12 protein-coding genes and 1 pseudogene are annotated in these 13,955 nt (G+C 23.1%); 9 read left to right on the top strand and 4 right to left on the bottom strand.

Annotated elements, in window-relative coordinates:
* Positions 1-211: 211 nt before the first annotated feature.
* Positions 212-1,735 carry a YifB family Mg chelatase-like AAA ATPase gene (locus tag BINT_RS12865; RefSeq protein ID WP_014489002.1) on the bottom strand — a complete coding sequence of 508 codons (1,524 nt, stop codon included), beginning with the start codon at positions 1,733-1,735 and terminating at the stop codon, positions 212-214.
* Positions 1,736-1,919: 184 nt separating this feature from the next.
* Between BINT_RS12865 and BINT_RS12860 the strand changes: the two genes are divergently transcribed.
* The 5 genes from BINT_RS12860 to BINT_RS12845 all read left to right on the top strand — a co-directional run bounded on the left by BINT_RS12860 (position 1,920) and on the right by BINT_RS12845 (position 6,083).
* Positions 1,920-2,708: a DUF262 domain-containing protein gene (locus BINT_RS12860; protein ID WP_049783512.1), complete on the top strand. Its 789-nt coding sequence runs from the start codon at positions 1,920-1,922 to the stop codon at positions 2,706-2,708.
* A gap of 245 nt (positions 2,709-2,953) precedes the next feature.
* On the top strand, positions 2,954-3,169 hold the full coding sequence (locus BINT_RS14460) for a hypothetical protein (protein WP_148258796.1): 216 nt from the start codon (positions 2,954-2,956) through the stop codon (positions 3,167-3,169).
* Positions 3,151-3,747: a hypothetical protein gene (locus BINT_RS12855; RefSeq protein WP_041177485.1), complete on the top strand. Its 597-nt coding sequence runs from the start codon at positions 3,151-3,153 to the stop codon at positions 3,745-3,747. The genes BINT_RS14460 and BINT_RS12855 overlap by 19 nt, the downstream gene beginning before the upstream one ends.
* 1 nt (position 3,748) lies before the next feature.
* The gene (locus tag BINT_RS12850) at positions 3,749-4,321 is read left to right on the top strand and encodes a DUF262 domain-containing protein (protein WP_041177484.1); all 573 of its coding nucleotides are present in this window, start codon (positions 3,749-3,751) and stop codon (positions 4,319-4,321) included.
* Positions 4,299-6,083, top strand: a complete 1,785-nt coding sequence (locus BINT_RS12845; RefSeq protein WP_041177483.1) for a hypothetical protein — start codon at positions 4,299-4,301, stop codon at positions 6,081-6,083. Before BINT_RS12850 ends, BINT_RS12845 begins: the two co-directional genes overlap by 23 nt.
* 673 nt (positions 6,084-6,756) lie before the next feature.
* Here BINT_RS12845 and BINT_RS12840 read toward each other — a convergent pair.
* Positions 6,757-7,758: an NADP-dependent oxidoreductase gene (locus BINT_RS12840; protein WP_014489001.1), complete on the bottom strand. Its 1,002-nt coding sequence runs from the start codon at positions 7,756-7,758 to the stop codon at positions 6,757-6,759.
* 371 nt (positions 7,759-8,129) lie between these two features.
* Here BINT_RS12840 and BINT_RS12835 point away from each other — a divergent pair, with 371 nt between their 5' ends.
* The 4 genes and pseudogenes from BINT_RS12835 (at position 8,130) to BINT_RS12810 (ending at position 12,188) form a co-directional block, all read left to right on the top strand.
* A complete protein-coding gene (locus tag BINT_RS12835; RefSeq protein WP_014489000.1) occupies positions 8,130-8,705 on the top strand; it encodes a hypothetical protein in 576 nt (191 codons plus the stop codon).
* Between the two features lie 761 nt (positions 8,706-9,466).
* A pseudogene (locus BINT_RS15385) lies at positions 9,467-10,017 on the top strand (hypothetical protein).
* Positions 10,018-10,467: 450 nt separating this feature from the next.
* Positions 10,468-11,001, top strand: coding sequence for a hypothetical protein (locus tag BINT_RS12820; protein WP_014488997.1), 534 nt, complete (start codon positions 10,468-10,470; stop codon positions 10,999-11,001).
* A 554-nt stretch (positions 11,002-11,555) separates the two neighbouring features.
* Positions 11,556-12,188: a hypothetical protein gene (locus tag BINT_RS12810; protein ID WP_014488996.1), complete on the top strand. Its 633-nt coding sequence runs from the start codon at positions 11,556-11,558 to the stop codon at positions 12,186-12,188.
* 145 nt (positions 12,189-12,333) lie between these two features.
* On the opposite strand, the gene BINT_RS12805 is transcribed toward BINT_RS12810, so the two are convergent.
* Positions 12,334-12,918 (bottom strand): hypothetical protein, encoded by a 585-nt coding sequence (locus BINT_RS12805; protein WP_014488995.1) that lies wholly within the window; start codon positions 12,916-12,918, stop codon positions 12,334-12,336.
* 506 nt (positions 12,919-13,424) lie between these two features.
* Entirely contained in the window at positions 13,425-13,907 is a 483-nt protein-coding gene (locus BINT_RS12800; RefSeq protein ID WP_014488994.1) for a hypothetical protein, read from the bottom strand.
* Positions 13,908-13,955: the final 48 nt, after the last annotated feature.

The raw sequence follows: 13,955 nt of genomic DNA, 5'->3' as shown, positions 1-13,955 counted from the left end.
AAAAAGAGTTTAGCTTTTAATTAAGTTAAACTCTTTTTATTTTTTTATTTTTCTGCAATAGAGTCAAATAATATTATATCTTTATAAACTTGTATACACTTCAAAAAGGTGCAAGTATAAATTATTTTTAATATTAAAATCTATAATCTTATCCTTAATTTAAAAGATTAATATATTTTTATTTGTATTATTTTAAATTTAGTTATTAAAATTAATTTAAATTAAATCTGTACTGCAAAGCCTCTGTAATATGATCTACTCCTATAATATCTTTGTCATCTAAGTCGGCTATAGTTCTTGATACTTTCAATATTTTATTATAGCTTCTTGCACTCATTGAAAATCTTTCCATAGCCATATTAAGTAGATTTTTAGCTTTATCATCTAATATGCAAAACTTTTCTGTATCTTTTATCCCCATAGATGAGTTTGAAAATATTTTAAGTCCATTATCTTTGAATCTTTTTTCTTGTTTTTTTCTAGCTTCAATAACTGTTTTACGCATAGAGGCAGAACTCTCCCCATCAGCTTTTGAAGTCATTTTTGCATATTCAACGGCACGTACTTCTATTGATATATCTATCCTGTCAAGTATTGGGCCTGAAAGTTTAGCAATGTATTTTTTTCTAGCTATATCAGAGCATCTGCAAGTATGTTTTTCATCTCCATAATAACCGCAGGGGCAAGGATTCATAGCGGCAATCAAAGTGAAATTAGCAGGAAAAGAAATACTTCCATTTGCTCTGCTTATAGTTATAGTTTTTTCTTCCATTGGTTCTCTTAAAGTTTGAAGTGCTGAGCTTTGAAACTCTACAAACTCATCAAGAAATAAAACTCCATTATGTGCTAATGTGATTTCTCCAGCCTTTATATTTCTTCCGCCTCCTACTAAACTTACATAAGAAGAAGTATGATGAGGTATTCTAAAAGGACGTTTTTTTACTATAGGCATGTTTTTTGATAATAGTCCATAAGAAGAGTAAATTTTAGTAACTTCCAAAGCTTCTTCAAATGTTAATGGAGGAAGTATTGTAGGTATTCTTTTTGCTATCAAAGTTTTTCCGCATCCGGGAGATCCTATCATTATAAAGTTATGTCCGCCTGCTGCTGCTATCATAGCTGCTCTTTTAGCATATTCCTGACCTTTAACATCTGAAAAGTCTATATTTTCATTTTCTTCATTACTAAAATTGAATTTACCTTCTGATACAATAGGGGCTTTTTTGCCTTCAATAGCATCTATGGCATCTTTTAAAGTTTTTACTGGGTATAGATTAAGTCCGTCAATGATATTAGCTTCTTCCATATTATTAAATGGTATTATAGCATTGGTTATTCCTAATTCTTTAGCATTTAAAAGCATTGAGAATATTCCTTTAACCTCTCTTACACTTCCATCTAATGCTAATTCTCCAAGTATAATAGTTTTATCCATAAAGTCAGAAAAGAATATTTGTGCACTTGATGAAAGTATACCCAAAGCGAAAGGCAAATCATACATACTTCCTGTTTTTTTCAAATCAGCTGGTGCTAAATTTATAGTTATTCTTTTTGGAGGGAAAAATCTGTCGCTATTATTTATGGCGGCAATTACTCTCTCTTTTGCTTCATTTACTGCCTGATCTGGTAAGCCCACAACATCGAATTTAGGCAAACCTTCTGATATATTAACTTCTATTACAATGGGTATTCCTTCTATTCCATAAAGAGCTTCTGAATATATTTTTGTATGCATATAAAACTCCGTTATATTAATTTTTATATACATATAGTTAAACAAATTTTTTTATCATTTTAAGCCTTAAATTTTTGATAAATTAAGAAAATATTTGTATTGATATTATTATTAAAATACATTATTATATGCTTTATATTATAAAAAATAATATATATTTTTGTTTGTGTTTTTGGGGTATGCTATGAGCGATTTAACAATTAATTATATAAATGATATTTCTGGATATAAATTTAAAATACCAAGCTATCAAAGAGGCTATAAATGGAGAAAAGCACAAGTTGAACAGCTTTTGAAAGATTTATATGAGCATTGTCAATCTAGTAATACTTTTTACTGTTTGCAGCCTTTAGTAGTAAAAGAAGAGAATGGTTATTATAAAGTTATAGATGGGCAGCAAAGACTTACTACTATTTATATGATACTTAAATATTTAAAAAGTTCTATATCTTATGAATTGTCATATGAAAGCAGAGAAAAAAGTAAGGATTTTTTGGAAAATATAGATAAAGATGCAAATTCTGAAAATATAGATAATATAGATTTCCATTATATGGTAAAGGCATATATTACTATAAAAGAATATTTTGAAAATAAAAAAGAAGAAGATAAAGAGAATATAAAAAAATTGCTTGAAGCAGAAAGAGATGAAAATAATAAAAAAGTTGGGTTCATTTGGTATAAAATAGATGATGATACTAAAAATTCTGATAAAGAGTATGAAATAGATGATGATACTAAAAATTCTGATAAAGAGTATGAAATATTTTCAAGATTAAATATAGGAAAGATAGAGCTTACTAATGCTGAATTAATAAAAGCTTTATTTCTAAAGACTTGGCCTGATGAAAGTGAGCATGAACTTCTTAAAGCAAAACAAATACAAATATCAAATGAATGGGACAGTATAGAAAATACTTTGCAAAATGATTCTTTTTGGTATTTTATAAATGATAATAAAAAAATTATATAAATAGAATTGAATATATATTTGATATAATAAAAGATAATTTAGATAATAAAAAAGAAATAAGATATACATTCAATGAATATTATAATGATTTTTTTAAAAATAGTGAAAATAGTGAAAATAAAAATAAAAATAAAAATAATATTAAATCTATCATTGATATTAAATGGCAGGAAGTAAAAAATATAATGTATATTTTTAATTATTTTTATAATGATTTAGAACTATTTCATTTAATAGGTTTTATTATGTGTTTTAATATAAAGTCAATAAAAGATATTATAGATGAATATAATAGTGCTGAAACTAAAGATGATTTTAGAAAATCAATAAAAAATATTATACATAAAAATATAAAAAATAAAATATATGATAATAATACTACTAATAATAAACTAACTTTAAATAAGATAGAATATAAAGATAAAGATATTATAAAAAAATATTGCTTTTATTTAATATAATAATCATTATTAAGAATAAGTCAGTAATAAAATTTCCATTTGATGAGTTCAAAAAACATAGTTGGGATATAGAACATATACATTCTCAAGTTACAGAAGAAGATATTACATGTAAAGATGAATGGTGTAAGATGATTAAAGATTTTTTTAATATTGATATAAGTAAAGAAGATGATAAAGAAAATGATGATTATAAAGAAATATGTAAGCAAATAGATGAATATATAAAAAAATATGAACAGTCAAAAAATAATGATGATTTTAATAAATTATTTAACTTGGTAAAAGATTATTTTAATTTTGATGATAATTTTGGTAATATAAATTCTATTGGTAATTTAGCTTTATTAGATTCAGAAACTAATAGAGCATATAAAAATGCTTGGTTTCCTTTCAAAAGAAAAACTATTTTGGAAAAAGATTCTAAAGGCTATTTTATACCAATAGCTACAAAAAATGTTTTTACTAAAGTTTATAGTTCTGCTTTAACAAATCTTTTTCATTGGAGTGATGAAGATGCAGAGGCATATCAAGAGGAAATAGAGGAAACTATAAAAGAATATTTTGAGGAAATATAATATGACTGAATTAAAAAGTTTAATTGATATTATTGAAAATAAATCCATTATTTTAATACCAGCAATGCAGAGAGATTATGTTCAAGGAAGAATGTGCGGAGATAAAGAAAAAAATGTAATAAATAATTTTATTAGTTATTTAAAAGAAGCATTATTAAATAAAACACAATGCGAGCTTGATTTTATATACGGAGTAAAAAAAGATAATAAATATATTATATTAGACGGACAGCAGAGAATAACTACATTATTTTTACTATATTGGTATTTGGCACAAAAAAGTAATAAAATGGAAAAGTTTAGAGAAAAATTTACATTAAAAGAAAATGATATATTAAAGTCTAAACTACAGTATGAAGTTAGAGCAAGTTCTTTGGATTTTTGCAATACTATAGTAAATAAAGATTTATTTAATGATTTTAATAATGATAAAGATATTTCTGATATTGTAAAAAATAAAAATTGGTTTATGTATTTATGGTATTATGATCCTACTATAAATGCTATGCTTAATACAATGAATGTTATCAATAATCAATTTAAAGATTTTAATGATATTGAAGGTATTTTTTGATAATTTAATTGAAAATAAAGATAAACTTATATCTTTTCAATTTTTAGATTTAGAAGATAAGAGTATGAGTTTATCTGATGATATTTATATAAAAATGAATTCTACAGGAATACCATTAACTGCTTTTGAAAATTTTAAAGCAAAATTGGAACAGTATTTAAATAAAGAAAAGATAGGGGCACAATTACAGTATAAAATAGCTGATAAATGTTTTAATTTACGTGAGTATTTTTCAAGGAAAATAGATACAGATTGGTCTGATTTTTTTCTATCATATTGTAAAGATGATAAAAATCAATTTGATGAGAAGCTATTTGATGAAAAAGTAATGAATTTCTTTCATAACATTTTTTATAATGAATATTATGAGAGAATATATTCAAATGAAAATAATAAAGATAATGAAGAAAACTATTTTAATAATAAAGAAAAACAGGTTCTATATTTTGAAGATTATTATTGTTCAAAAGTTATAAACGAAGAAAGTATAAAAGGAGTAACTATATTTTTAGATTGCTTAATAAAGATGAAAGAGTGTTTTGATAAGTATAATAAACATGAACGATATGATATTTCTAAAAATATTAATAAGATATTAGATAATGATGTTACATTTATGGATAGAATTAATTTTGCTGCTTTATATAGATATATAATAAAGTATAGCGATAAAATTTTAGATGATGATAATACTGTATATAACTTTAATGAGTTAATTCGAGTTATAGTAAATTATACAGAAAATACAGATAATAGTAAAGATAATTATATTAGAGATATAAAAGCTATTGATAAGTTCATTAAAAATTCAGAAAATATTTTAGATTTTGTAAAGAATATAGATATAAAATGTTTTGATGTTTATCAGAGAGAAGAAGAAAAAATTAAGGCATCTCTTATTACTGAAAATGAAGAATTATGGAAAAATAGAATAATAGAAATGGAAAATAATGAATTTTGTAAGTATCAGATAAAATTTTTGCTTGATATGTCTGTTAATGATAGCAAAGAATATGATACTAAATTATTTGATAAATACAGAAAGATAGCTGAATATATTTTTCATTCTGAGAGTGGTAATGAATGTATTAATAAAGATATTGAAGATAGATTGTTTGAAAGGGCATTATTAACATATGGAAAAAAAGAAGAATGTTACTTCTTTTTAGAACGAAAAGATAATTTTTATAATAAGAGCAGGGGATATTGGAAAGGAATGTTAAAAAAAGATAATTTTATTCCTATATTAAAGTATGTCTTCGATGAAATATATAAATATTGTAATGTAGATAATATATCTTCAAATGATATAAAGAATTCTTTATTGATGATAATAAAAAATAGTGAAGTAAAAGATTGGAGAGAGTTATTAATAAATGATTACTATAAATTGGATAATTTTAGAAGAATTTTACATAATAAAAATTATAAATTGTATGATAAATTTTATCTAATAGAGAAAGCCATAATGTCTTCTCATCATGTTGAATTCTTTTCTTATTTATTGTATTTATTTTTGCTAAAACAAAATTTAAGTGGTATTAAAAAAATTGAATATAAAAAGCAGTGCTCTTATGAAGAGACGTATTTAGAGATGTGTATAGATGATAAAACCATTAAAATTTATGGTGAACCATTATCTTCCGAAAATAGATATAAAGTGGAAGTTTATGAAAAAGAAAATAATACAATACCAATGGATACAAAATGTTTTAAAATAAATACAGATGTATTAGAATATTTACAAAATTATAATTTTTAGACAGTTATTTTTTGATGCTGATTTTGACAAATTGAAATTTTTAATATTTTATTAAATGTAATAAAACAAATTATTTATTATGAAAAAATCAAATAAAGGGGTGTAGGGTATTGACAAAAAACTGTTATATAATAAAATAATAAAACTAAGAGAATATATGAAAAAAAGTAAACAAAAAATGCAATCGCTTCAATTTTGGGTGATTGCATTTTTATTTTATTCTTTTTACGCACGCTAAGAAAAATCATAAATATAAACTAATTATCAATCAAATTAAAATTATATACTAAATTAAGCAAAACGTGCGTTGTATAATTTTTTTAATCTAATCAAATCTTGGGAGGGTGCTGAAATTTCTAATCAAGCAAAAAGTTTAAATAAATTTTAAATGCTAAAATAGATTATAAAGCATAAAGGGCGGGGTATGTAAATAAAGTTTTAAAGCTTAAATTACATTTGCCCACCCTCTAGTTTTTTTAAATTCACAGATGTTTTTGTGTCATATTTATTTTTAGTTTTTCACTGTTATTTTAACACCCACCCTGAATTTATTTAAGTTAAAAAATATATTCACCGCACGAGTAATGAAATTATAAATATTTGATTATTTTTAATTATAATTTTCATTATGTTATGAAAATTTGTACACCGTGCGTAAAGCAATAAAAACTAATTAGATGGATATTATTATTTTTCCGTCTGTATGTTTTTTTAGAACTGTTCTTAAAGCTTCTGATGCATTATCCATATTAAATACAGTAGAATATATTTTAGGTTTTATATTTTTATCTTCCACAATTTTTGTAATTTTACGAAGCTGTTCTCCATCAGCACGTACAAACATAAAACGATATTCTTTTTGCTCCTTCATCGCTTTTTTATCATATTTGGAACCGGCGAGAGAAAATAATAATTTTTTGAAGAAAGGAAGTTTATTATCTTCAGCAAACTTTTTATTAGGGCTAGTTCTCAAACTTAAAAGTTTACCTCCTTTTTTTAATACAGATAATTCTTTGTCAAATTCACTTGCTCCAAGCGTATCTATAACATGATCAACATTAGAAACTAATTCTGCGTAATTTTCTTTATTATAACTAATATATTTATCAGCACCTAAATTGATAAAATGTTCTTTTAATCTTTCACTTCCAGAAACTATAATATTTAAACCTAAATATTTTGCAATTGGAACGGCAAGCTCTCCAAAACTTCCAGAACCTCCAGTTATTAAAATAGTTTGTCCTGATTTTGCTTCTAATTCTTCTGTAAATGCTTGATATGCTGTAAGGGCAGTTAAAGGTATTGCAGCAGATGTAACGAAATCATAATCTTTAGGCATAAGAGATATAAACTTACTGTCCACTGCTACATACTCAGCAAAAGCTCCTATTTTTGATATAGGCAAACGAGTATAAACTTTATCTCCTGTTTTAAAACCGGTTACATTTTTGCCTACACTTTCAACTATTCCAGAACATTCATTACCTAATGTTAAAGGCATTTTATAATCTTGTATAAGTCTTACTGCACCTGTTAATATTAACATTTCAAGAGGATTTACTGCCGCAGCCTTTACCTTAATTAATACATCGTTATCAGAGATTTCAGGTATTGGAATATCAGCAATATTGATATCTATTTCTTTTGAATATTTTTTTATTTGTATAGCTTTCATAATATCTCCATTTTTTGTTTTTTATAAAAATATATTTATGTGAGATATAAATCAATATAAAAATGCTGCTCATTTACAAATTTTGTTGTAATAACGATAGTATTTCTATATATAGAAATGTAATAATGATACATACAACACATATATTGCCTGTATTAGAAATTAAGAAAAAATCAATGAATAAGTTTTATTTCTTATTAAAGTTATTTTTCTATGTTATTTTAAAGCTATTATATATTTATTAAATTAAAAAAATCTGCACACCGTGGTTAATTCAATAAACATATATACCGTATTGACAAAAAAACTATATACATTAAAATTGAAAAACTTCATATGATAAAAAATAATTTTAATTAAAGAGTAGCTAAATGAAAATTAAAAAGAAAAAAAATGATAGCAAAGATAATGTAATAGTTTTTATACTATATCTCTTCTTATCTTTAATTATACCGTCTACTGCAATATCATTTTTTGCTATGGCTGATAAAAATATAAAAGAAAAAAAAGAAATAATATATAATGATAAAGAAATAATAGATAATAATAAACAAACTAATGCATCAAATTTTGACAAAGAAGAAGTACTTCAAAAAATAATAACATCATTATTATTAAAAGGAAATTCATCATCTAAATATAGCGGCTCAAAAGTGGATTTGAAAATTCTTGGTATAAGAGTATTAATTGTATATGGACTGACTTATATATTATCGCTTGCAATTACCGCAATTATAGCCCAAAAATATTATCATGAAGATATAAAAATAAAAGAAGATATTAGAGAGACTATAGGAACAATATTAGTAGGGTTAGCTACTCTGGCATTAATGGCATTCGTTTTAATAGTAACAGTAATAAATATGGAAAGTAATAGAGAATATTTAGCTTTCAGCGGAGTGATTTTTGGTTTTATAGCCTGTATTATCATTAGAAAAATAACATAAATTTATTAGCATTCTAAAAATATATACCTAAACAACTATATTTTGTCAAAAATAATTTTTTTAAATTTTAAATATATGCAGGGGTTTGCCCCGCACTCCACTTCTTTTGCGACCTAAGGAAGTACTGTTAAGTATTGCCACAAAGAAGCAAAAAGGCTATATTTTAGATTGAATTTAATGTTTTATCTTACATGTAAAACAAAATTAGTATTATTTAGTACTAATTTTATACTTGCACTTTTTGCAACTTTTTGCGGCGGGAAAAAGTTAAATAAAAAAATTGACAAACTTAAAAATTTTCAGTATATACCTAAACAACTATATTTTGTCAAAAATAATTTTTTTAAATTTTAAATATATGCAGGGCTTTGCCCCGCACCCCACTTCTTTTGGTGCCCCAAAGAAGCAAAAGGGCTATATTTTATCTTAAATTAATAATCTATCTTACATACAAAACAAAATTAGTATTATTTCATACTAATTTTATATTTGCACTTTTTGCGGCAGGAAAAAGTTGACTAAAAAATGACAAACTTTAAAATTTTCAGTATATACTAAATTTTTTATTTTAACAATTATAGTTTTTTATATATAAAATTAATTCTATTGCTTTTTTATATTTACTGCAATTTTTTTTAATACTTTTATTTTACGCTTACAATAAACTAATTCCAATAAACATCTATACCGTATTGACAAAAAAACTATATACATTAGAATTGAAAAACTTTATATGATAATTAAAGAGTAGTTAAATAAAAATGAAAATTAAAAATAAAAAAATGACAGCAAAGTTAATGTAATAGCTTTAATAATATATATCTTCTTATCTTGTACTATACCTCCTACTGCAATATCATTTTTTGCTAAGGCTGATAAAAATATACAAGAAAAAAAAGAAATAATAGATAATAATAAACAAACTAATGCATCAAATTTTGACAAAGAAGAAGTACTTCAAGAAATAATAACAATATTATTAAAAGGAACTTTATCATCTAAATATAGCAGCTCAAAAGTGGATTTGAAAATTCCTAGTGTGAGAGTATTAATTGTATATACACTGACTTATGTATTATCGCTTGCAACTACCGCAATTATAGCCCAAAAATATTATCATGAAGATATAAAAATAAAAGAAGATATTAGAGAGACTATAACAACAATATTAGTAGTGTTTATTACTCTGGCATTAATAGCATTCGTTTTAATAGTAATAGCAATATATATGGAAAGTAATAGAGAATATTTAGCTTTTAGCGGAGTGATTTTCGGTTTTATAGCCTGTATTATCATTAGGAAAATATCATAAATTTATTAGTATTCTAAAAATATATTACCGAAACGATTTCATTTTCCCGACTACTGCATATTATATAATTATTATCAACTTTTTTTGCCACATACGCTCTGCGGACTTCGTCAAAGTTGCAAAAATACTAATAAAATAATTATATTGACAGTTTCGTTTAATGTACAGTGATAAAATAATAATAAAAAAATTGACAAAGTTAAAAATTTTTTGCTTAATAGTTTAATTTTACGCTTACAATAAACTAATTCCAATAAACATCTATACCGTATTGACAAAAAAAGCATATATAATAAAATATATTTAGGATTATGAAAAATAAAAGTCTATTTAATTAGACATTTATTAATTTACACAATACAGTTTTATTGCCTATATAAAAATCTTTTTTATAATAAAAAAGTATTGTCTTTATATTTTTCTAATCATTATATCTATAAAGGCTTAAAAATGAGTAAAAAAGAATCTGCAAAATCTATAATAATTTTTGCAATATTTTTGTTTTCACCTATTATAATACCTCCTGCTCTTATAATATTATTTTCTTACAGAGATACAAATATAGGATTTGCAAAAGAAGTAGAAATAAATATAAAAAATTATTTAGAAACAACTTATTTAAAAAATATATCAAAAGAAGAAAAGAAAGAGAACTTGACAACATATATAAAAAATAGTTTCTTTATAAAATATTATACGGCAAAAGCTTTTTTTAATACTATATTTATGAGAGTTTCTTTGCTATATGCTATATTGGCTATATTTACAGGTATTATACCAAATACAAAGAATGAAATTAAGAAATTCTACAGAATAATGAAAGAGGATAAAAAAAGTTTGCTATTCACACTTTTTTTATTTGCAAATGTTATTACTATAACAGTTTTATGTGTTATTAATGCTAAAAGTAAAATAGAATATTTAGCATTTAGTGCAATATTTTTTAGAAAAATACTAGATACTTTCTTAGAAAAATATTCATAAATATATAGAGTAAAATATAATGCAATTATGATAATAAAACATAAAGAAGAAAATATTTATATAAGAGCCATTCTTTTTATTATGCCTACCATGGCAATAATGATATTGTTGATACTCTTTATTATTAATGCCCATACGATATTAACTAAGTATGATTCAGTAAATAATAAATCAGAAACAATGGATAAATATTCTAAAAAATGTTATTTAGTTAATGAAAATAAAAAATATAATTTAATTAATTCAATTATAAATTTTATAACTACTAGCTGTATTCACTATAGCAAATTTGAATGTATTACTGAAAGTTACAATTATGTTTTTTCTTAGCTTTGCATCGGCTTTGTTTTGTAATTTAGTAATTCATAAAATAAAAAAGAAGGATTAAATAATAAGGAGTCAATAATTAATTTTTTTCATTTTTATGGATTGCAATTACTATATTTGCTTTCTTTATGTTAAAATATTATAACTTACAAAGAATATTTGAGTATAGCAGCAGGAATTACTACTCGCAAATATATTTAAGAATTAAGGAGATATTATAAATATTTATGAAAGATATTATTTTTAATTTAATATACAAAATCAATATACCAGAAAATGATTTATTTAGAATGTCGGCATTATTTTTATGCTCATTTATAATAGTGTTTTTAATATTACTTTTGATTAAAGGAGATTTTAGCTTTGATGAATTCATTGGTGATAGTAATGGTATAGGTTTGGGAATAATTATAATATTAGTAATAGCATTTTTTGGAGTATCAGGATTTTTTATAATAAAATACATTGAAAATACTTATGAATATATATTTATAGCAATTGGTATTATAACGGCATTATTTAATATAAAAGATGACAATATAAAAAAGACATTAATTGTTGCTTTGATATTTTTTCTTATACTTTTATATGCAGCATTTTTTAATGCTCCGCCAACTATAAATGATGTATCTATAAACAATCAAAACATTACAAATAATTATACTAATGATTTGAAATCAACTTTATCTACTCAAAGAAATATTGCTGACTTATTATTAGGATATAACAATCTTTTTCCTTCAGTTTTATTCGGTGATATTACATTAAAAGATTATATAATTATAGGATTCATTTTTATTTTATCTACAATTGTAATTATTTATATAATTAAAAGGATTGGAAAAAGAAAATCAAAATAAATATAATGACAAAAATATAATTTCTTAATTTTGTATAGCTAATTAATTTTATCAACTTCTATATTTTTATAATTTTTTATGCACACAGAAAAATGAATATTATAAAAGTTTATGCATTAGTCATACAAGCATAAAATCTTTATAATTATTCATTATTTTTTTTATTATCTTTAGATCTAAGGTATTTACTAATTGACAATGTTATAAATGATATTATACCACCGAAAAAGAAGGCTAATAATTCTAATATGCTTTCTGTACTTCCCCGCATATTAAGTATAGCCAAGTTTTCATGTATTTTATAAATAATAATTGAACTTATTACAAGAATTACAGCAAGTACAATAATATTAAATTTATAAGAGGCGTTTTTGAAAAAAAGTATATCTATTAAAACACCTATAATAGCACATCCTACCATAAATATTATTATTAATCTCACATATAAATCTTTTGAATCCTCTTCAAAATCTACGTTAGGATGCTCTCTATCTCTCCATCTGAGGTAGTTGCGGCGAATTTCTTTAGTTTCTACACTATTATTGAAATCATAACTATTTTCTAAAATAATATCATCATCACTTGCTATATAGTTTCCATTATAAATGTTGCTTTCTTCATTTTTTTCTATTACATTTACATTAGATACATTATAATTATGTTTTGTCATTTCATCATAAAATATAAAAGAAATAATAATTAATACAACCGCTAATATACTAATCTTCATATAAACCTCTTTAAAAAACGCTTAAGCAAATTAATACATATTTATCATAAATTGGTTTTTATTTCAAGTTATTTGTTAGTACCTACATAATGTATTAATAAAATAATAATTAACGCATGGTAAATAAATCCTTAAAATAAGTTTTAAAACTTAATTACATTTGCCCACCCTTTAGGCTTTTTATTATCACTGTCATTTTTGTATTATCTTTATTTTTAATACTATCTGTTATTTTAGCTACCCACCCAAGATTTTTTTAAATTTGTTGCCATTTCACCGCACGCAGAACTAAGTTTTAAACATAGATATATTTAAAATTTAAATCTAATTATATTAAAAATTTTGTTCACCGTGCGGTTGGTAAATTTTTAATTTTAAATAAAGCTTGGGCGGGTGCTAAAAATATAATCTAAACTTTTAAATCTGAATAAAGTTTAATAGCAAAATAGATTAACAATTCTTAAAGGGCGGGGAATTAGAATAAAATTTAAACAAATATATTATTTTTATTTAAATAATAATCTTCCCAATACAAAGCCTATTATAAAGCCTATAGGTAAAGATAAATACTCCAATATGTTTTTTATATTCTCATAATTGATAAAAATAATTATTCCAATGATTATAACAAATACAATGAGTATTATTTTGGCAGCAATTAATTCTTTTTTAGGTAATCTATTTTTTGATAATAAAATAAAACTAAGTAAAAAACCTATGATCAGAGAACCTGTGAACATAATAAACACTCTGTCTTCTTCAAGGTCAAGATCAACATCACTTCTGTATCTTCTTATGTCTTGATATTCAATATCAGAGTCTGTATTATAATTATATTCTATTATATAGTTATCTTCTACTATATAATTTAAATTATAAATGTTAATTTCTTTATTGGTATTATTTTTTATAAATTCATTATAAAATATATAAGAAATTATAATGAATATTAGTATAATAGTTAATCTATTCGTTTTTAAGAAGTTCATTTTATTTCCTGAATATAACTGATAAATATAGTTTTACTATAATTTAAA

Origin of the sequence: Brachyspira intermedia PWS/A, assembly GCF_000223215.1 — a bacterium.
Taxonomy (GTDB): domain Bacteria; phylum Spirochaetota; class Brachyspiria; order Brachyspirales; family Brachyspiraceae; genus Brachyspira; species Brachyspira intermedia.
The sequence above is the reverse complement of the archived record's forward strand: the minus strand, read 5'-3'. Positions and strand labels throughout refer to the sequence as shown.